Origin of the sequence: Argonema antarcticum A004/B2, from assembly GCF_023333585.1 — a bacterium.
Taxonomy (GTDB): Bacteria; Cyanobacteriota; Cyanobacteriia; order Cyanobacteriales; family Aerosakkonemataceae; genus Argonema; species Argonema antarcticum.
Genome location: NZ_JAIQZN010000121.1, coordinates 1 through 19,476, shown reverse-complemented (window position 1 = coordinate 19,476; position 19,476 = coordinate 1). Strand labels below are relative to the sequence as shown.

15 protein-coding genes and 1 tRNA gene are annotated in these 19,476 nt (G+C 45.2%); 12 read left to right on the top strand and 4 right to left on the bottom strand.

Features of this window, described 5'->3' with window-relative positions; translation table 11 throughout:
• Positions 1-93: 93 nt before the first annotated feature.
• Positions 94-1,401: an ATP synthase subunit B family protein gene (locus LAY57_RS31365; RefSeq protein ID WP_249071109.1), complete on the bottom strand. Its 1,308-nt coding sequence runs from the start codon at positions 1,399-1,401 to the stop codon at positions 94-96.
• A gap of 136 nt (positions 1,402-1,537) precedes the next feature.
• Here LAY57_RS31365 and LAY57_RS31360 point away from each other — a divergent pair, with 136 nt between their 5' ends.
• Positions 1,538-3,010 (top strand): cyclic nucleotide-binding domain-containing protein, encoded by a 1,473-nt coding sequence (locus LAY57_RS31360; protein ID WP_249071108.1) that lies wholly within the window; start codon positions 1,538-1,540, stop codon positions 3,008-3,010.
• A 439-nt stretch (positions 3,011-3,449) separates the two neighbouring features.
• Positions 3,450-3,899 carry an ATP-binding protein gene (locus LAY57_RS31355; protein ID WP_249071107.1) on the top strand — a complete coding sequence of 150 codons (450 nt, stop codon included), beginning with the start codon at positions 3,450-3,452 and terminating at the stop codon, positions 3,897-3,899.
• Between the two features lie 25 nt (positions 3,900-3,924).
• On the opposite strand, the gene LAY57_RS31350 is transcribed toward LAY57_RS31355, so the two are convergent.
• A complete protein-coding gene (locus LAY57_RS31350) occupies positions 3,925-4,212 on the bottom strand; it encodes a DUF6439 family protein (protein ID WP_249071111.1) in 288 nt (95 codons plus the stop codon).
• Positions 4,213-4,250: 38 nt separating this feature from the next.
• Between LAY57_RS31350 and LAY57_RS31345 the strand changes: the two genes are divergently transcribed.
• The gene (locus tag LAY57_RS31345) at positions 4,251-4,631 is read left to right on the top strand and encodes a sll0565 family protein (RefSeq protein WP_249071106.1); all 381 of its coding nucleotides are present in this window, start codon (positions 4,251-4,253) and stop codon (positions 4,629-4,631) included.
• Positions 4,632-4,694: 63 nt separating this feature from the next.
• Positions 4,695-6,083: an asparagine--tRNA ligase gene (gene asnS, locus LAY57_RS31340; protein WP_249071105.1), complete on the top strand. Its 1,389-nt coding sequence runs from the start codon at positions 4,695-4,697 to the stop codon at positions 6,081-6,083.
• A 315-nt stretch (positions 6,084-6,398) separates the two neighbouring features.
• On the opposite strand, the gene LAY57_RS31335 is transcribed toward asnS, so the two are convergent.
• Complete coding sequence (locus LAY57_RS31335; protein ID WP_249071104.1) at positions 6,399-6,818, bottom strand: helix-turn-helix domain-containing protein; 420 nt, start codon at positions 6,816-6,818, stop codon at positions 6,399-6,401.
• A gap of 1,026 nt (positions 6,819-7,844) precedes the next feature.
• Between LAY57_RS31335 and LAY57_RS31330 the strand changes: the two genes are divergently transcribed.
• The 6 genes from LAY57_RS31330 (at position 7,845) to LAY57_RS31305 (ending at position 18,303) form a co-directional block, all read left to right on the top strand.
• Positions 7,845-9,560 carry an HAL/PAL/TAL family ammonia-lyase gene (locus tag LAY57_RS31330; protein WP_249071103.1) on the top strand — a complete coding sequence of 572 codons (1,716 nt, stop codon included), beginning with the start codon at positions 7,845-7,847 and terminating at the stop codon, positions 9,558-9,560.
• A 126-nt stretch (positions 9,561-9,686) separates the two neighbouring features.
• Positions 9,687-11,201: a class I adenylate-forming enzyme family protein gene (locus LAY57_RS31325; protein ID WP_249071102.1), complete on the top strand. Its 1,515-nt coding sequence runs from the start codon at positions 9,687-9,689 to the stop codon at positions 11,199-11,201.
• Between the two features lie 360 nt (positions 11,202-11,561).
• Complete coding sequence (locus LAY57_RS31320; RefSeq protein ID WP_249071101.1) at positions 11,562-13,307, top strand: thiamine pyrophosphate-dependent enzyme; 1,746 nt, start codon at positions 11,562-11,564, stop codon at positions 13,305-13,307.
• A 20-nt stretch (positions 13,308-13,327) separates the two neighbouring features.
• Complete coding sequence (locus LAY57_RS31315) at positions 13,328-14,455, top strand: 3-oxoacyl-ACP synthase III family protein (protein WP_249071110.1); 1,128 nt, start codon at positions 13,328-13,330, stop codon at positions 14,453-14,455.
• Positions 14,456-14,566: 111 nt separating this feature from the next.
• Complete coding sequence (locus LAY57_RS31310) at positions 14,567-15,622, top strand: hypothetical protein (RefSeq protein WP_249071100.1); 1,056 nt, start codon at positions 14,567-14,569, stop codon at positions 15,620-15,622.
• A gap of 188 nt (positions 15,623-15,810) precedes the next feature.
• Complete coding sequence (locus LAY57_RS31305; protein ID WP_249071099.1) at positions 15,811-18,303, top strand: two-partner secretion domain-containing protein; 2,493 nt, start codon at positions 15,811-15,813, stop codon at positions 18,301-18,303.
• 8 nt (positions 18,304-18,311) lie between these two features.
• On the opposite strand, the gene LAY57_RS31300 is transcribed toward LAY57_RS31305, so the two are convergent.
• Positions 18,312-18,398 (bottom strand) — tRNA-Ser (locus LAY57_RS31300).
• A gap of 79 nt (positions 18,399-18,477) precedes the next feature.
• Here LAY57_RS31300 and LAY57_RS31295 point away from each other — a divergent pair.
• Entirely contained in the window at positions 18,478-18,846 is a 369-nt protein-coding gene (locus LAY57_RS31295) for a 2Fe-2S iron-sulfur cluster-binding protein (RefSeq protein WP_249071098.1), read from the top strand.
• Positions 18,836-19,390, top strand: coding sequence for a thermonuclease family protein (locus LAY57_RS31290; RefSeq protein ID WP_249071097.1), 555 nt, complete (start codon positions 18,836-18,838; stop codon positions 19,388-19,390). The genes LAY57_RS31295 and LAY57_RS31290 overlap by 11 nt, the downstream gene beginning before the upstream one ends.
• Positions 19,391-19,476: the final 86 nt, after the last annotated feature.

Genomic DNA, 19,476 nt, shown 5'->3' with positions numbered 1-19,476 from the left:
CCTGTGGTGCTTGACCCACTACGAATGACTGGACTTTAAGCCTTTGAGTAGGTTTGAGTAGGTAAAGTTTGAGCGGTATGGTTTTTTTGTTTTTTAAGAGCCGGAATCTTTGAGACGCCTCTGCCATTCGGCATCGATTTGCTCTTGATGTTCGATTTCCTGCTCCAGCAAATCGGTTTCTGTGGTGTAAACCAAATCTTTGCGATCGATAACTTTTTCTACCGCAAACTGGCGAGCGTAAGCAATTTTTTTCTGTAGTTCGGGACTGGGTTGCTTTAATTGCATAGTTCTTGCTTGCCGCTGTTGATTGCGAAAGTCAATCTTGCTGTTGCGCCACTGAATCCAAAAGTAGCGAATTAAAGGAACTGTGAGAAAAGCTATACCGTAGCCCAGCAAAAGCCAGTAAATTGACTGCACAAAGCCGACAAGTCCCCCCAATTGCGCCGTAACGGTTCCACCAGCCAACAAGTTACCGAGAACTAAGCCACCGATTAAATTGATCGCACCCAATCCAATTGAGAGGATATTTTGTCCAGAACTGGCGCTACTAAAACGCCAGGAAAACTCTTGCAGATAAGCAGGTATTGGTTGTCGATCCTGCTGGGCGGCTGTTACCTGCAAATCGGGGAAGCGATATACGATTTGTCCATCGGGACTGACTTCGGGATATCCGTTGAATTTAGTCAGCACCGGCAGCATATAGTCTTCGTACTCTCGCGAGTATCCCCCGCCGATGTCGTCTAGATAGGGCGCGATTTGTTCTGCGACTACAGCTCCCCCGTTATTGCGAATGGCAGTACCGATTTCTTGCCAGCGGCGTTCTTCTAGATTGGCATTGGGATTGCCATCGCCAAACAGGAATGAGAAGATGGCTTCCAGAAAATTCAGCTGGGGTTTTTCCCGTCGCCGATATTGGTATTGGGGAGTGTCGTAGTCGGGATAGAAAACCCAGAACCAATCGGGAGCAAACCAGTAGTAGGGTAGGAATAGTGTGCCGCCGCCGTTGTTGCTGCTAGGAGAGTCGTCGCTGTCGCGACTGGAATTGAGGGCTATGAGGATAATGGCGATCGCAACAAAAATTAAAACGATCGAAGCCAGCAAGACTATCCCAAAGCTAATCCGGATCAGGTAAAACAAAACCTTCCAGATCTTTTGCCACCATTCTTGTAGCCGCAGACGCAAAAATTTGTTTCGCAAAATCGCCCGAAAATTCTGGGGAAACTGGTAAGCAATTTCCCCAGATTCTGCTACCTGCAAATGTCCACCGGCCTCAGATGCTAGCGCCAGTAATCCTTGCTGAGCTACATTTAAGTCTAATCCTGCCTTTGCTGCCACATCCCCTACGGTAACGCGGTAGCCCAGCTGTTGGACAGCTTGCATGATGTTGGGATTTGCAGCCATAGCTTTCCTCGGACGGAATTTGTCTATCTACCTTCAGTATAGATTTATTCAAATTTACCGCTGGCAAAGTCGAGAGTTTTGCCTCATTCGCCTGGAAGTGACAAGAATCTATAATAACATTATATAGAGATAAATTATGAATTGGATTTCCCAGGGCGGACAGCAAATTTCCACAAGCTTATCCAGGCTATTTACGACTGAGCTTTTTAAGATCGGGTCAAAATCTCTCTCTCTGAGTTCGATTATATCGCTGATTTTGTTAGGTTTGGCAGTTTTCTTCGTTTCCAGATCTCTGAGCGAGTGGATTAAGAGAAAGCTGCTGGTGCGCTTGAAACTGGATCGGGGCAGTCGAGAAGCGATCGCTACCGTTATCGGTTATTTCTTCGCAACTCTCGGTTGTTTGATCGTGCTGCAAACCGCAGGCATTGACCTCAGTTCTTTGACTGTATTAGCTGGAGTTTTGGGAATTGGATTTGGCTTTGGGCTGCAAAATTTAGCCAGTAACTTTATCAGCGGACTGACGCTACTGGTGGAACAACCGATTAAAGTCGGAGATTTTGTCGAGGTTGATGGCTTATTAGGAACTGTAGAAAATATTTCTATCCGTTCTACGATTGTCCGTACTATCGACGGCGTGTTTGTGATCGTTCCTAATATCCGTTTTGTCGAAAATAATATTATTAACTGGAGTTATCGAGATCCGAAATGCTGTATCCATATCCCCGTCGGGGTTGCCTATGGCAGTGACACTGTATCGGTCACAGAGGCACTTTTGGCTGCCGCTCGTATGGAGTCTGGAGTCTTATCTTATCCTTCTCCTAAAGTATGGTTTAAAAGTTTTGGGGAGAGTTGTTTAAATTTTGAATTGTTGGTTTGGATAGACGAACCTCCAAATAGCGATCCAATTAAAAGTTCCTTAAACTTTCATATTGAGCATGAATTACGCCACCGCCACATCAAAACCCCTTTCCCGCAGCGTGAACTGTCGATTAAAAATATAGAACAGTTAAATACGCTGGTTAATAAAAGTAGCGATACTGAAGTTACCGATGGCAAAGAACCTTCCCAAAAAACCGTACCATCTGAACCAATTCATCCAGTTTCCAAGTCACCCAGTAACTTGACTCTCCGCGATTTGTTGCGGCGGGTGACTTACTTTGAGTCTTGCAAGGACTTAGAACTGCGGCAATTGATTGAATATGGGTATCGACAGTTGTTTCCAGCAGGGCAGGTTGTGTGTCTAGAAAATGAACCAGGAGATTCATTTTACATTATTTTGACAGGTTCTGTAGAAGTTTTTTCTGAGCGGGCACAGAAGTATATCGCAACGCTTCACGATGGGGAGTTTTTTGGCGAGATGTCTTTGCTGTTGGGAATTCCCCGATCGGCAACGGTTCGCACTTTGTCAGATACGATACTTTTTGTTGTCGATCGCAATGATTTACAGAAATTATTGCAAGAGCATCGGGATTTAGCAGATCAAATAGCCCAAACCTTATCTCAACGTCAGCAGGCTCTGCGAGACTTGGGCTTATTGACGGAAGATGGTTTGGGGGAGAAGCCTTTCATCTGGATACGCAAACGCATTCAAAGCCTCTTTGGTATTTGATCGAGCTAGAAGTCAAAAGTCACTCATTCAAAAGAAAGAAAATTCTCCCTATTCCCGACGCCCGACGCCCGACGCCCCTTTTTGACTTTTGTTTTCTAGCCCCTAGCTTTTTAAGAATGTTTAGATACAATGAAAAATAGGTAGGTAAAACCCCCATGCCAAAAACCATACACCTGTAGCGGTGCAAAGATGGCTTTTTATCAAGCTATCAACTGTGAAAATCTTGGCTGGGAATGCTCACCTAGTGGGTGGGATCGAAGCAAACTTAGGCATCATACAAGAAAATGCAAAAAAACGATCGCAATGTAGGTGGCAAAGCCTAGTTATGTACCCATTAGACCTGAGAAAAAGTTTATAACCATATAAATGCTATGAGCGCAAGGATGGAAGCTGTGCTAATACTTCAGTCTGTCCACCTAAAAGCGAGGGGGTCTTCAGAGTGATTGCTATTTCAAGGCGTCCGGTTGGGCGCTGCTGGGCTACGATTAGCTTTGCCTCGACTCTCTACCTTTGTCCGATTCTGGATCTGCTTGTGGCCGAAATCCCTGACCAATGGCAAGCAGAAGTACGACTGGGATTACAGGAAGCTTTGGTGAATGCTGCCAAGCATGGAAATAAACTCGATCCTAGTAAAACAGTTGTAGTGCGATTTGCAATGCTCGCAGATCACTATTGGTGGGTGATCTCAGACCAAGGATCGGGATTTAGTTCTTGTTGTCTTTCCCAAGTCGATCCCGATGGGCATTTGCCTCCCGAAGAGTCAGAATGCGGCAGAGGCTTGTATATTCTATACAAAGTCTTTGAGCAAGTGGTTTGGAACCCTGACGGAACAGAGTTGAGTCTATGCAAGCAGATTAAAAGCCGCTACAGACTACCCCTGTTTCGCTAGTGGTTAGGGGAAGATCCTTCTCTGGTCAAGAGATCTGCTTTTGACCGTGTGTAGGGCAGGGAGGTGCTGAAATTGAGCGATCGATCCAGCCTGATGCTTGGTTTAATCTTAGCAGGGCTTCTTCTGGCTTATCTTTAAGCAGAAAGACGATCGCACCAGCAGCTTGCTCGCTAGCACGGGCTTTGCGGTTAGATTTGAGGCGATGCCAGTCGTTAGGGGTGATGGTGAGCCGCTCCATGAGCGCTTGAGCTAGTTCCAGGGTGCTAAGCTCATTTAGCCGATCGGTTTTCAGAAGCTGGGTCGGTTCGGGCATACTTAAAGTCACACTCGCATTTACTCCTACTCTAGTTTATGAAGCCCGATCGAGAATCTGACCAGCGATCCCCAGACCAATCGGAAGAGTTTGAACAAGAATTTGTGCAAGGGTTGGAGGAAGTGAACCGATCGCTCCAAGCCCTCAAGGAACGCTATGCTCAAGTACAACAGGATAAGCAGCGACAGGTTGAATTAAAACATCGCTATGAGGACCTGCGACAACAACGGCGTACCAACCGATCCCCGGAACTAAGCCGAGAGTTGCGGGAAATTAAACAGCAGTTGGAAGTGTTGGAGGTTAACCTGGAAAGCAGTCTGTTCTCTTGGAGTAGCCTGAAGGAGCCTTTTTGGATGGCTGTCCGCTTTGGGGGGATGGGAATCGCGATCGGCTGGCTGCTAAAATCTTGTAGTGGTTAGAGTGAAGCATATTTCTTGCCATCTGTCTGCCTCGTTTTGGTCAATCCAAAATCAAAAATCGATATGACTCGACGTATTGCCGATTTACTCAAAAATGGCCAACCTGATGAATCCGTGAAAGTTCAAGGTTGGGTTCGCACGAAACGGGAATTGAAGGAGTTTACCTTTGTGGAGGTAAATGATGGTTCTTCTCTGGCGAACTTGCAAGTTGTGCTGAATCAGGATTTGCCAGATTATGCTATAATCCTCAAGCAGCTGAACACGGGCGCATCCCTGGAAGTTGAGGGAGTGCTGGTGTCGTCTCCGGCTAAGGGACAGCGAATCGAGTTGAAGGCGTCGGCGGTAAAGGTTTATGGTGAAGCCGATCCCGAAACTTATCCCCTACAAAAGAAACGGCACTCGTTTGAGTTTTTGCGGGAAATAGGACATTTGCGATCGCGCACTAATTCATTTGGTGCCGTTTTCCGCGTCCGCAATGCCTGTGCAACCGCAATTCATCAGTTTTTTCAAGAACGCGGTTTTATCTGGGTTCATTCCCCCATTATCACCGCTAGCGATTGCGAAGGCGCGGGAGAAATGTTCGCTGTTACTAGCTTGAATTTAAAGGATGTTCCCCGCACAGAAAAGCAAGAAATTGATTACAGTAAAGACTTTTTTGGACGCCCCGCCTATCTAACTGTTAGCGGACAGTTGGAAGCTGAAGTAATGGCGATGGCATTTAGTAATGTTTATACCTTTGGGCCGACTTTCAGAGCCGAAAATTCCAATACTTCCCGTCACTTGGCCGAGTTTTGGATGGTAGAGCCTGAGATGGCTTTCTGTGACTTGGAAGGAGATATGGATTTGGCTGAGGAGTTTCTCAAATATATATTTAAATATGTTTTGGATAACTGCCCGGAAGATATGGAGTTTTTCAATCAGCGGATTGATAATTCGGTTTTAGCTACGGCTGAAAATATTATCAATAATCAGTTTGAACGGTTGACATATACGGATGCGATCGCACTTTTGGAAAAAGCCGACAAACAGTTTGAATATCCCGTCAGTTGGGGATTAGATTTACAATCAGAACACGAACGTTACTTGGCTGAAGAATTGTTCAAAAAGCCAGTAATTGTCACCGATTATCCCGCCAAAATCAAAGCTTTTTATATGCGTCTCAACGATGACGAAAAAACAGTGCGGGCAATGGATATTTTGGCTCCCAAAATCGGCGAAATTATTGGTGGTTCGCAACGGGAAGAACGTCTGGAAATGCTACAGCAGCGAATTGAAAGTATGGGGATAAATGCCACAGATTTATGGTGGTATTTAGATTTACGCCGCTTCGGTACAGTCCCTCACGCCGGGTTTGGTTTGGGATTTGAAAGATTGGTACAATTTATGACGGGGATGGGGAATATTCGAGATGTAATTCCTTTCCCGCGTGCGCCGTTGAGTGTGGAATTTTAAGCAATTTTGGCTTTAAAACCTACCCCCGGACTGGAGGAAAGTCACGACCGAGGAGCTAGTTGCAAGACGCTTGATAGCAGACCGCCATTCTTGGCAAAAGGATTGCGCCCGGAAACCCTAGTAATAGGGATATTAAGACCTGAAGGTCTTAAGAATCCCCGTCGCTTTAGCGCGGGGAGTGTCAATAAGCTAACACGCATCTAATTCGGATATTTCTAATCCGGCAATCAAACCTTCAATTCCTCTCCCACTCCCCCACTCCCCCACTCTCCCACTCCCGCTAAACATACAAATTAAATGCGTAGCAGCTTATTGCTATCGCGTATGCCCTTTTTGTCCAGGGTTGTACAGCGTAACACCGTCAGCAGCCGGAACGCCATTTTTAATGCGGCCAGCAACTACCATCAATAGTAGCGCCAGTCGATCGTCCGACAGCCCATCGACGAAATTCTGCATCTCCAAGAGGGACTCCAACTGTTTGGGAAGCTCAGATATTACACTACCCTGACTTCCCCCAGCTTTTGCTAACTGGGAACAGAAGTAGGCGCAAGACCCCGGCCTAATCTCCTCCATCGCCTCCAGGAACTTCCACAGCACATCCGTAGAAACACCTGTCTTGCTCTTCCCTCGACGAAACTCGGAAATGTGATTCTCGCTCACGCCAGATACCTGGGAGATCTGCTTGCCAGTGATACCGTAATGTTCGAGAGTTTCCCTAAAAATTTCTGAAATCATTTTAAGTTTTGTATAGCTCTTTCAACCGATAACTGTATTTACTGATATGATGATCGATTTGTAGGCTAATTAATAGCCATCAAAGCTAGGCCGTGTAGGTGAAGCAGCACTTTTAGTAGGGTCTATGCAAGATAACACGGCGGCAAAGTGGGGTGGTGTGATTTCGATCGCATCTCCTCTCATAGCGATCGGGAGCGTTTTGCTCTGCGATTGAGTTCTACATTGGGAGTAAAAAAGCAAATGACATCCTAAAACTTAAGATATTTCCTAATAGAAAACTTTACTGAATTAATCGTTAATTGTTGGTAACGCGATCTAGCCAAATGCTGGCGTCGAGCGTTATTTTTGAGGGATTTTTTGTAGTTAAAATTACTCCAAAAAAGTAAATTTAATAAAATAACACAAAAAAAAAAATAGAAAAGTATCTTGCGATTCAAAAAGAAAAGCTATATAGTAAAAATTCCTGAAGAAACAATAGGTCGCCAAGCTCGAACGCTAAAAACCATTAAATCTGGTCAGCGATCGCATTTACGTTTTCATGACACAGGCAAAAACTGTACTTTTTTTGATTGAGCTAACTTTATTCACGGAATTCTTGTAAATGATGAAAAAATTCACAAAACCAATTTTAATCATCGACCTTTGGCTGCAAAATATACTGAGTCTGTATTTGATATATTTTGACTATTTAAAAATAGCGATTTGTAAGCTAATTTGGTTCTTCTCTTACGAAAGTATTTAGCCGTTACGCACCAAAACTATCAACATTTCAAGAAAAGAAGTTTTGGTAGATTGGGGACACGGCGTCGGGATATTGGGCGTTAGTGGAATAAGGTTGATTATGCCGTGACCCTACAAAAGATGTGACGGGAAATCAAATTACAGCCATCAAAATTTTCGCAGATCGACTTGTAAAGAGTTGAGTTTCACCACACAGGCATAGTTTGCCTAGTTTTGTTTCGCTGACTCGCGCCAAAGGTTTGGCGCTGACTGATTCTAAATATTCAAGACGGGATTTTGGTAATAATGATCGAAAACTTAACTGCACCGACTGCACAGATCTTGGCTTCACTACAGTCATCCAAAGCGAAGAAAAATACTGATGCGATAATAGGAGATAGACTTCTAACTATCGAACAAGTTGTGAAGGTAGCTAGGGAAGAAGCGCAGGTAAAATTAACAGACAATAGCCATATTCTCAAACGCATTAAGGCTGCTTGCGATTATATCGGTCAAGCTGTGGATTCAGGCAAACCGATTTACGGAGTGACTACTAAATTTGGTGGAATGGCAAATAAGGCTATTGCACCAGACGATGCCGCCGAACTGCAAAACAACCTCGTTTGGTATCATAAAGCCGGAGCCGGAAAACGACTGCCAATTGCCGACGTGAGAGCTGCCATGCTCTTAAGAATGAACTCCCACTTGCAAGGCGCGTCGGGAATTCGGCTGAAGTTAATCGATCGCATGAAGACCTTTTTAAACAGCAACGTCACTCCCCACGTCCCCGAACTCGGCTCCATCGGCGCTTCTGGAGACTTGACACCCCTAGCCTACATAACAGGCTCCATCATCGGCTTAGACAAGCGATTTACAGTTGACTTCAACGGCGTGGAAATGTCATCTCTAGAAGCCCTAGAAAGGCTGGGAATGCCTCCGATCGACCTGTTACCAAAAGAAGGGCTGGCGATGATGAACGGCACATCTGTGATGACTGGAATTGCCGCTCTTTGCACCTATGATGCCCAAGTTTTACTCGCTCTGGCAATGGGATCTCATGCCTTGATGATACAAGGATTGGGTGGCACGAATCAATCATTTCATCCGTTCATCCACCGACTGAAACCTCATTTCGGACAAGTCTGGACGGCGGCGGAAATGGTGAAGTTGCTAGCTGAGTCGCGGTTGAGTTTCGATGAATTAAATGGTGCAAATCACTTTAATGGGGAAAGTTTAATTCAAGACCGTTATTCCTTGCGCTGTTTGCCGCAGTATATGGGGCCGATCGTTGATGGCATCAGAGAAATCGAGAGCCAAATTGAAGTGGAAATCAACTCGGTTACCGATAATCCCGTTATTGATGTGAATCATCAAACTAGCTATCATGGCGGCAACTTTTTGGGGCAGTATATCAGTGTGGGAATGGATCGGTTGCGCCATCTTTTAGGATTGTTGGCAAAGCATTTGGATGTGCAAATTGCTCTGTTAGCTGCACCGGAGTTTAATAATGGGTTATCTGCTTCTTTAGTTGGCAATACAGATGGGAAAGTCAACATGGGGTTGAAGGCGTTGCAAATTACTGGCAATTCGATTATGCCGATGTTGACATTTTACGGTAATTCGATTGCCGATCGCTTTCCCACTCATGCGGAACAGTTCAACCAAAATATCAACTCTCAAGGTTTTGCGGCTGCTAATTTAACGCGCAATTCCATAGAACTTGCTCAGCAATATATGGCGGTTGCTTTAATGTTTGGCGTGCAAGCGGTAGACTTGCGAACTTTCAAAGTAGCTGGTCATTACGATGGACGAAAGTGTTTGTCTTCACGCACTAAACCTTTGTATGAAGCGGTGCGACAAGTAGTAGGAAAAGCACCTTCTGCCAAAGAACCTTATATTTGGAACGATCGCGACCAATTCCTCGACGAACATTTGGCAGCAATTGCCGCTGATATTCAAGCTGGCGGAGTAATTGTGCAAGCTGTCAAGGAGATTTTAGAAAGACTAGGAGATAAGAGTTAGAGGCTTTGTAGGGGAGGGTTTTGTTGAAAGATTATTTGTCCGATAGAAAGGTTATCTGCTAAACCCGCCCCTACCTACCAATTCCCCTTTCCGATTACCAATTAACAATTACCAATTACCAAAACCATGAATATCGCTCAAAACATTGAGCGGGGGAGGCGCATTTTTCCTCGCAAAACCGCTCTGACTTTTGAATGTCAATATTTCAGTTACGAACAACTCGATGAAATGGCAAATCGAGTCGCGAATGGATTGCAAAGTTTGGGCATAAAAAAGGGCGACCGCGTAGCTTTGTATTTGCCGAATCTTCCCGAATTTGTCTTCACTTATTTCGGCATTCTCAAACTGGGTGCTGTCGTGGTTTCAATTAATGTGATGCTGAGGCGAGATGAGGTTTGGTATATTCTTAATGATTCGGGGTCGAAGGCGATTATTACGACGGAAAACTTGCGCCTGAATGTACCCGATCGCGATTTGGTTGAGTTGCAATCGGTGTTGTTGGTAGAAAGTTCCAATGTGTCTGGTTTAAGCTTAGAAGAATTGATGGTGAATGCTTCTCCAATCTTTCAATCTGTGGAGATGGAACCGAAAGATCCGGCGACTATTGTTTACACTTCGGGGACAACTGGATTTCCCAAGGGTGCGGTACTTTCTCACGGTAATGTGGTGTCGAATATGCACTCACAGCGCTACAGTTGCGGGATGACAGCGAATGATAAGTTGTTGCTTTATTTGCCGTTATTTCACTGTTTTGGACAAAATGCAATTTTGAATAGCGGGTTGAATGCGGGGGCAACAATTATCTTGCAAAGGCGTTTCAAACCGGAACAAATTGTGCAGGCGATCGCGCAGGAAGGGGCGACGATGTTTTTTGGTGTTCCGACTGTTTTTGCCAAACTTTTGGAGGCGAATTTGAATGAGTTGGATTGGCGATCGGTCCGTTATTATTTTAGCGCGGCGGCGAATTTGCCCATTGAAATTGTGCGGCGTTGGGAACAGAAGTTTGGGCGTCCGATTTATCAAGGTTACGGGTTAACGGAGACTTCGCCTTGCGCTAGTTATAACCATCCTTGGAAGTATAAGACGGGTTCGATCGGAATGCCGATCGATAATGTGGAAATGAAGGTGGTGGATGAAGATGATTTGGAGGTTCCGATTGGGGAATGGGGAGAAATTATCATTCGTGGGCCAAATGTGATGTTGGGTTATTGGAAGAAACCGGAAGAAACGGCGAAGGCGATTAAAAATGGTTGGTTTCATACCGGGGATATTGGTTACATGGATGAGGATGGAGATTTCTATATTGTCGATCGTTTGAAGGACATGATTAATGTGTGTGGGTTTAAGGTTTATCCGAGTGAGGTGGAGAGAGTTTTTTATCAGCATCCGGCGGTGGCGGAGGTGGCGGTTTATGGGGTTGCTGATGGGATTAAGGGGGAAGTTATTTATGCGAATGTGCGGTTGCTGGCGGGGGAATTGGTGACGATAGATGAGTTGATGGATTTTTGTCGGGAACGGATGGCTAATTATAAGGTTCCCCAGGTGATTAATTTGGTGGATTCTTTGCCTAAGAATGCGACGGGTAAGATTTTGAAAACTGTTTTGCGGGAGGAGGCGATAATGGAAAAGAAACAGTTGTAATACGGATTACCTAAATGGTTGATCCAAATAGGTAGGGGCGGGTTTAGCCAAAGAGTTAAAATTCTCACCAATAAGATTGAAATCAAAACCCGCCCTTCCCTAGAATCTGTAGCTCGCCAATAAATGCTGCGAAAGTGGTTTTTTGCAGTAGTTTTTTGTGTCCACAATTTGTGTTTTTTAAATCAAAAATAAGAATATAAAATGCTTCTAAATAGGGTTGACATTAACCAAAAGAAAAGATAATCTAAATGATCTGAGGAAAAACAAAGTCAGAAAATTCCTAGAGCGAATCGCAGGAAGATATAAGACGGAAACAAAAAGCTCAGGGGTCACTTTACTTAAAAAATTCTTGTAGTCGGGATGAGCAAAATTTTAACAGCGCCAAACTCGGTTTCCCAACAATCAGCAAACGAGAGTTTGGGTGCATTTCCTAGTCTTAATGACCAGTCGCCTGCTGGTGAATCTGTAGCAGAAACTGTGGTTAAGATGTTGGAAGATTTGGGAGTGAAATATGCGTTTGGTGTGTCGGGAGGGGCTATAGCTCCTGTTTGGGCGGCACTAGAAAATAGTGCGATTCAAGTAATTCATTTCCGCCATGAAGCGGGAGCAGCTTTTGCGGCTACTGAGGCATATTTTGCCAGTGGCGATCCGGTAGCAGTTTTTACTACAGCAGGGCCGGGAATTACTAATGCTTTGACAGGACTTTTTGCGGCTCGGTGGGAAGGGGCAAAGGTGATTTTGATCTCGCCTTCTACCTCACAACCTTTGCGTGGTCGGTGGGCTTGTCAGGAAACTACTTCTTTCACCATGCCATCCGATTTGTTTACTTTGGGTTCTCTTTTCCACTATGCGGTTTCTATAGAAACTGGCACGGAACTAACAGAAATTTCGTTGCGACTAGCTCAAGGATTAGGAATAACAGGGGGTTTTGTTGCCCACCTGAGTATCCCTACGGCTATTCAGTCGAGTGGAAGCTCAACACCCCTCTCGCTACCAGAAGTCCCTCGAACTGTGTTCGCTACGGATCGGGAAAATATTGTCAGAAGTGCCGAGTTGTTATCTGAAGGGCGATTTGGGATTTGGGTCGGCTTTGGAGCTAGGGAAGCAGCAGCAGAAATTCGTGATTTAGCGGAAAAAACTGGAGCGGCGGTGATGTGTTCGCCTCGTGGGAAGGGGATTTTTCCCGAAGATCATCCGCAGTTTGTTGGAGTGACTGGCTTTGGTGGTCATGCCTCTGTCTTGCATTATATGCGGGAATTCTGCCCAGAACGTCTTCTCGTGTTGGGAACTCGACTCGGTGAACCTACTTCGTTCTGGAGTCCGGCAATGGTTCCTTCTCAGGGATTCATCCACGTTGATATTGACCCTAGCGTACCAGGTACAGCCTATCCTGAAGCTGAAACGCTTTCTGTGGTTTCTGATATCGGGATTTTTGTTAAGGCTGTGACGGAACTGTTACCAGAGTCACCAGCAGAAGCGCTGCCTCATCCTCAATTCCAAAACCCAGAGCAACGCAATTCTGGTCTTGTGCAGCCAGAGATACTCATAGCGGCAATTCAGCGGATCGTAGTTGAAGGTAGTGATGCAATAGTGATGGCAGAAGTGGGAAACTCTTTTGCTTGGGGGATTAATTTACTGCGATTCAATGAACCCAATCGCTACCGAGTTAGCACTCGTTGGGGGTCAATGGGTCATTTTACCACTGGTGTTGTCGGGGCAGCCTTAGCACGGGAAGGTAAAGCGGTGGCAATTGTTGGGGATGGTTCTATGCTTATGAATTGCGAGATCAGCACGGCAGTGAGGCATAAAATACCTGCTGTTTGGATTGTCCTTAACGATGCAAAATACAATATGTGTTCTCAGGGCGCGGCTTTGCAGGGATTTAATGGGGTGGATACGGAAATTCCCCAAGCAGATTTCGTACAGATTGCTCGTGCTATGGGTGCTGATGGTATCTGCGTTGAACAGGAGTCCGAGCTTGAGGAAGCACTGAAGAAAGCAATGGCATCAAACAAGCCATTTGTTGTGGATGTCATTATTGATTCGAGCAAAGTTGCACCCATTAGCGGTCGGATTAAGAGTTTAATTGCACAAGGTTCTAAATAGTAAAAAGGAGGTAGTTTGTGATGAGAGATCCAGTAGGAATTCGCTCGATCGCTGTTAGTTTTCCTAAGACTATACGGACAAACGATTATTTTCGGGAGAATTATCCTGAGTTAGTTGCTAATGCAGAGCAGAAAAGTTTCGCTAGAGCTTTTCTACCTGTAGAATCTTCTGATAAAGGATTGCAGATATGGACAGAAGAGATGACACCGTATCTGTCCGATCCATTTAGAGGTACTGTTGAGAGACGAGTGCTTGCTCCTGGCGAGTCATCATTAACCCTAGAGTATGACGCAGCTTGTAAGGCTCTTGAGGCAGCAAATCTCTCTCCTAATGAAGTTGATTTGATGATCGTCAGTTCCATGTTTCCAGAGCATATTGAGCAAGGTAATGCTGCTTTTCTTGCTGGTAAATTAGGCTTACGCGGTGCTGCATGGAATATAAGCTCAATGTGCGCTAGTCCTTTGGTTGCACTCCAAAATGCTTGTGCTTTGATACGTTCTGGAGAATACAGTAATTTGTTGGTAGTAACTTCCTGCACTCATTGCCGAAATTTCGACGAAATGGATACTCTCTCGTTTTCGGCAGGTGAGGGTGCTAGCGCCTTTGTTGTCAGTTCACTCAAACCTAATCAGGGAGTCCTTAGCACTAAAGTTGTCAACACTTCTGAAACCTGTGGAGTCTTCTTTAATGAACTTGCAAAAGATGCTAACGGGAATCTCCGAATGTTTATACGGGCTGGTAGAGACTCAGGAAAGAAAGTTCCTCACCTAACCTTAAAATACCTTCACGAATGCTGCCAAGGCGCTCTGACTGCTGCTAATGTCACTATTGATCAAATCGACTTCTTTGTTTGTTATACGGCTACTGCCTGGTATGCTAACTTTTGCATTCGTGAACTAGGTATCGACCCAGAAAGAACTATCGACTTGTATCCTCAGTATGGTGTGATTTCAGTAGTGTCTGTTTTTGCCAATCTCTATCATGCTGCACTAGCAGGTAAAATTCGCGAGAACGATTTAGTTCTTGTTTATAATCACGGTTTTGTAGCTAGTTCAGCAGCAATGGTAATGCGTTGGGGCGATGTGACACTCGGTACAGCCCCTGCACCATCAGCTAGCCTAATCAAAACTCCTGTTGGCGCAAGATAAAGCGCTTGTGCAACCCACAAACGAGCATCAATAGTAGACTGTCAAGTTAGTTTGAATTGTTTTTTTGTGGTTTAACCCAATACAAACAAACTCAAGCCATTCAATATAAGCTTGATAGAGAAGAAGTTTAGAAACATCAACAACTTAGAGAGGTTTGTCATGTATATTCCAAGTTTTTCAGATATAGAACTACCTTACTTGCTGCAAGCAGTAGCAAGTGCAGTTTCAAACCAGAACACCCCAACTCAGCGTGAAAAGCAGTTCCTAGAAGTGCTAAATGCTATGCACAATGGTAGCATTAATCAAGTTGAGCTATTAGCGAATACAACTTTTACCCCATCTCAAATTGCTCAGGTTATTACCGATCCATATCAATGTATTTGGTTAATTCAAATGGGAATAGTTATGGCGATGGTTGAAGGTAAGAGTACAATCAAGCAATTACCAAAGCAGATAAAGATTTTGCGATCCTTGGCTCAAGTTCTTTCTGTCAAGGAACCAGGCTTGAGGATATTAGGTGAAGTGGCAAGGAGTCATAAACTCCTTGCACAATTGGATGTGAGTTGGCATATTATGCGTAAACTTGTGAGAGATGCTTATCTCGAAGAAGGGATTGTCGGGGTTAAAAACCTTATTCAACCAACGTTTTTCGGTACCGGAGGCAAAAACCCATATCTAGCATCGAAATTCCGCAAACTTGGCCTACTACCGAAGGATACTTTAGGTTATGCTTTCTGGGAACATTTTACCCAGAGAAATATAAGTTTTCCAGGAGAGTGGGGTGCAATTCCAGAACGCTTTGTCTATCACGATTTTGGTCACATACTCTCAGGTTACGATACCGATCCAATAGGTGAAATAATAGAGTCAGCATTTCAGGCGGGTCATACTTGTCAAGATGGTTTTATGTTTTTCCTGTTTGCAATTCTCCATCATCACTGGGGTATCAAAATCACGCCTGTTATAGAGCCTTTTGAAGGACTATTCGATATTCCGTTAGTAATGCACGCATTGCAGCGAGGAGCAGCCTGCAAAGTGGATATTTCTGATCATTGGAACTTCTGGGAAGTCGTGGAGCTACCCTTAGAAGAGGTACGCGATCTCTATGGCATTCCACCCCTCTGTCCAGCATCGCTAAAAGTACCCACAACCGCTGGAATCATTTAGGAGGAGTTTAAAACATAAGTGTATCACCTGTTACTATCTGTATGCAGGCGATACACCTATACTAAGTTGGTTGCAATTTTAGCTCAGGGTAATCTATAATAAATTATTTCAAATTTTACTCAACCTTAACTTAGTAATAGCTCAGAAATGCTAAACTAGCACAAAGTTATCAATCTTTGGGTATGCCAATGAGTCACCTTTGCAAGCATTTTTCTTCGGACAAGACCAAAGCGTGTTCCTCAAGGTTGCACCATGCTTTTCTTTTAGCACTACCCTTCTTTTTACTTTCGGGTCGAGTTACAGCACAAATTATCCCCGATAATACTCTCCCTAATAATTCAATTGTTGCTCCTAATGGAAATAGTTTGATTATCAATGGGGGAACGGCAGCAGGTAGCAATCTTTTCCACAGCTTTCGTGAGTTTTCCATTCCCACTGGATCAGAAGCTTTTTTTAATAACTCTAGTAATATTCAAAATATTTTCAGTCGAGTCACCGGAGGAAAAATCTCTAATATTGATGGATTAATTCGGGCTAATGGAACTGCAAACTTGTTTTTAATCAACCCGAGTGGCATAATTTTTGGCCAAAATGCACGGTTAAACATCGGTGGCTCTTTTATTGGAGCTACAGCAAATAGTATTCAATTCTCCGATGGTAACTCCTTCAGTGCTACTAACCCTCAAGCCTCACCACTACTAACAATTAATGTTCCTATCGGCTTGCAATTTGGACAAAATTCAGGTGAAATTCGAGTCACAGGTACAGGTGACGGTTTCACTCTTAAAGATCCAATTACCGCACCAGTCGATCGGAGTCTAGCTAGGGATGGGTTGCAGGTTGCACCCGATAGCACAATAGCGTTAGTCGGGGGCAATGTTAACTTAGAAGGTGGCATTGTGAGGGCTGAGGGAGGGCGAATTGAGCTAGGCGGCGTTGGCGAGGGTCAGGTAAACTTAAATCCGACTGCCCTTGGCTGGACTTTGGGCTATGAACAGGTGCAAGGTTTTCGAGACATCAGCCTTTCTCAACAAGCAGCAGTGGATGCCAGTGGCTCTAGGGCAGGTTCTATCTCAATTGTAGGCAGAGAAGTAAAGCTAACAGATGGTTCAGTTGCTTTGATTCAAAACCTTGGAAAGCAATCTGGAGGAAATCTTAGTGTTAGTGCTTCTGAGTCAGTGCAACTAAGTGGAACTGATCCCAATGGTGTTATATCCAGTCGATTAGCTAACCAAACGCTGGGAGGTGGAAATGGTGGGAGTATTCTAGTTTCAACAAAAAGATTAACGATTGAGGAAGGAGCCACTATATCTGCTCATACTTTCGGTGCTGGTAATAGTGGAAATGTAATAGTTAAAGCCTCTGAGTTAGTTCAATTGTTAGGATTTTCATCAATCAACCCTAATTTTTTTAGCCAACTCATTTCGTATACTTTTAATTCAGGAAAGGGTGGAGATATTTTTATTTCAACACGAAGACTAATTGGTTTGAATGGAGGAAATCCTGGAGGAACGACGAGCGCCGGAACTGGCTCTGGCGGAAGTGTGACTGTGGATGCAACAGATTCTGTAGAGTTGATTGGAGTACAGCCAGGTCTGCTCCAGCCCAGTGCCATCGGTTCTGTAACTATCGGTGGAAACGCAGGTAATGTGACTATCAATACATCAAGGCTAATACTAAGAGATGGGGGCAATGTTGATGCTTCCACATTTTTAAGTGGTGCAGCGGGAAATATAGTCATTAATGCTAGGGATTCTGTAGAGGTAAGTGGCAGAGTAGAAGGTTCTATAAATCCCTCTCGGATACAATCGGCTGCTAGTATTTTAGATGCAGTTATCAGAGAAAGGATTGGACTACCCGATCGCCCCTCTGGAAACTCCGGCAGCGTTACCATCAACACTCCTCGGCTCACCATTTCCGATGGTGCTAAAGTCAGCGTCACCAACCAGGGAACAGGCATCGCAGGCAACCTCAATATCAACGCTGACTCCATCCGCCTCGATACAGAAGGAGAGATCAGTGCCAACACCTTCTCCGGCAGAGGCGGCAACATCAACATCACCACCGACTTCCTCCAACTGCGCCGCGCCAGCCAAATCTCCACCCAAGCAGGCGGTACGGGTAACGGCGGCAACCTCAACATCAACGCCAACACCCTCGCCATCCTCGAAGACAGCCAAGTCAACGCCAACGCCTTTGAGGGTACAGGCGGCAATATCAGCATCAACTCTCAAGGTTTATTCGCCTCCCCCGACAGCCAAATCACCGCCAGTTCGCAACTGGGAGTCTCCGGCACCATTAACATCAACAGCCCCGAACTCAACACCACTGCCGCACTGGTAGAATTACCCCAAAACCCTGTAGACCCCACCCAGCAAGTAGTCGCCGCTTGCACCCCCGATCGCAACAATAGCTTCACAGTTGCGGGTCGCGGCGGTTTGGCGGAAGACCCCACCCTAACATTCTCCAGTTTCGAGATTTGGTCGGACTGGAACGACTATACCCAACCAACTTTCAGAAGCACTAACAGGCGCTTAAACTCAAAACTCTTCCGTCGCGAACACCCTCCCCTAGTAGAAGCTAAGAGTTGGCGAGTCAATGCCAATGGCCAAGTGGAACTTTACGCCAACGTTCGCGGCGAAAGTCCTAGCAATTACACAGTTAAATTGGGCTGTCGGTAGTTTGGGAACGGAGAGGGAGGGATTCGAACCCTCGTTGAGGTTGCCCCCAAACAGCATTTCCAGTGCTGCGCCTTCAACCACTCGGCCACCTCTCCAAAACTGTGCTTTTAGAAAATCCGTTAGAGTAATTTTCGCACAGACTTTTATTATATAGATGTTGCTTCGATTTTGCAAATGCCTCGATCGTACAAAATTCGCATCCACCATCGCCAGAAAAATACAGATTATACCATAGAAGTGCCAGAGGATCGGTATATCCTCCACAGCGGTGAAAACCAAGGCGTCGAGATGCCTTTCTCCTGCCGTAACGGGGCTTGTACTACCTGTGCCGTGCGGGTGCTTTCAGGGGAGATTCATCAGCCAGAGGCAATGGGACTCTCGCCGGAACTCCGCAAGCGGGGGTATGCGCTGTTGTGCGTCAGTTATCCCCGATCGGACTTGGAGGTGGAGACTCAAGATGAAGATGAGGTTTACGAACTCCAATTTGGACGCTATTTTGGGAAAGGGAAAATAAGGGCAGGATTGCCTCTAGATGAAGACTGACAGAAGCCAAAACAGAAAAATGTTCGCCGCTTTGTTTTGCGTTTTTACTTTTTCGTTTTTGCTTCTCCTGGCGAGTTGCCGCCAGTCGGCAATCACGCCCCAAGGAGAAGTTGTTAAGGTTGTGCGGGTGGTAAGCGGACAAACGCTAGAGGCGATCGATACCGAAAAGCAACCCCCTTTGATTGAACAGGTACGGCTGATTGGCATTGAGGCACCGGATTTGCGCCAGCGACCTTGGGGTACGGCTGCAAAAGAACGGCTCGAAGAAATGATCGGCGAAAAACCAGTTTTGTTAGAGTTAGATCGAGAGCCTAAAGATCAGTCCGATCGCCAACTCGCCTATGTCTGGCAAGATGGAGTCCTGCTGAATGAAAAGCTGGTGGCAGAGGGATATGCGCTTTTTTATTCGCGATCGCTCAATAATAAATATGACGAACGTCTAGAACAAGCCCAAGAATTCGCCAGAATCATGGGTTTGGGTATTTGGAACCCAGAAAAACCGATGCGCCTCACTCCCAGAGACTTTCGGGAGCAATACAGGTGATTGGGGAATTGGTCAGTGGTCAGTGGTCAGTGGTCAGTTGTCAGTTGTCAGTTGTCAGTTGTCAGTTGTCAGTTGTCAGTTGTCAG